Source organism: Kitasatospora sp. NPDC059571 (assembly GCF_042735675.1).
In the GTDB taxonomy this organism is placed as follows: Bacteria; Actinomycetota; Actinomycetes; order Streptomycetales; family Streptomycetaceae; genus Kitasatospora.
The window spans coordinates 4,243-5,109 of sequence record NZ_JBHWBW010000538.1 but is presented as its reverse complement, the minus strand read 5'-3'; the positions used below and the strand labels follow the sequence as shown (position 1 = coordinate 5,109).

Annotated in this window: 1 protein-coding gene; it reads left to right on the top strand. The window is 77.3% G+C overall.

The window, feature by feature from the left end:
• Positions 1 to 35: 35 nt before the first annotated feature.
• Positions 36 to 638, top strand: a complete 603-nt coding sequence (gene orn / locus ACFV0G_RS34980) for an oligoribonuclease (RefSeq protein ID WP_380556678.1) — start codon at positions 36 to 38, stop codon at positions 636 to 638.
• Positions 639 to 867 lie beyond the last annotated feature (229 nt).

Genomic DNA, 867 nt, shown 5'->3' with positions numbered 1-867 from the left:
CATTTTTTTATACGCCAGGGGGTGTTATTCCCCGTGTGGTGTGGATCGACTGTGAGATCCCCGGCCTCGACCTCGACAGGGATGCCCTGATCGAGGTCGCGGCGCTGGTCACGGACTCCGAGCTGAACATCCTCGGCGAGGGCGTGGACGTGGTGATCCGCCCGCCCGCGGACGCGCTGGAGGGCATGCCGGAGGTGGTACGCACCATGCACACCGCCTCCGGGCTGCTCGATGAGCTGGCCGACGGTGTCACGATGGCCGAGGCCGAGGAACTGGTGCTCGGTTACATCCGGGAGCACGTCCCCGAGGCCGGCAAGGCCCCGCTGTGCGGCAACTCCGTCGGCACCGACCGCGGCTTCCTCGCCCGGGACATGGCCCGGCTGGAGGGCCACCTGCACTACCGCATCGTGGACGTCTCCTCGATCAAGGAGCTGGCCCGCCGCTGGTTCCCGAAGGCGTACTACAACAGCCCGCCGAAGGGCGGCAGCCACCGGGCGCTGGCGGACATCCGCGAGAGCATCGCCGAACTGCGGTACTACCGCGAAGCGGTGTTCGTCCCGCAGCCCGGCCCGGACGGCGACACCGCCCGCGGCATCGCCGCCCGGCACCAGGTCGCCACCGACGCCCCCACCGACTGACCGAGGGCACCGCCGCGGGGCCCGGGCCGCCCCGGCGCGGCGGGGCGGGGGGCCGGCGGCGGGGGCGCGGCCGCGCCCCCCGCCGGCCCCCCGGGTCGGGGGTCGCGCCCGGGAGCCGGCCGGGCGCCCCCCCGCGCCGGGGGGGGGGGCCGGGCGCCCCGGGCCCGCGGGGCCGCCCCGGGGGGGGGGGCCGCGCGCGGCGCGGGGGCCGCCCCGGCGCCGGGGGGGC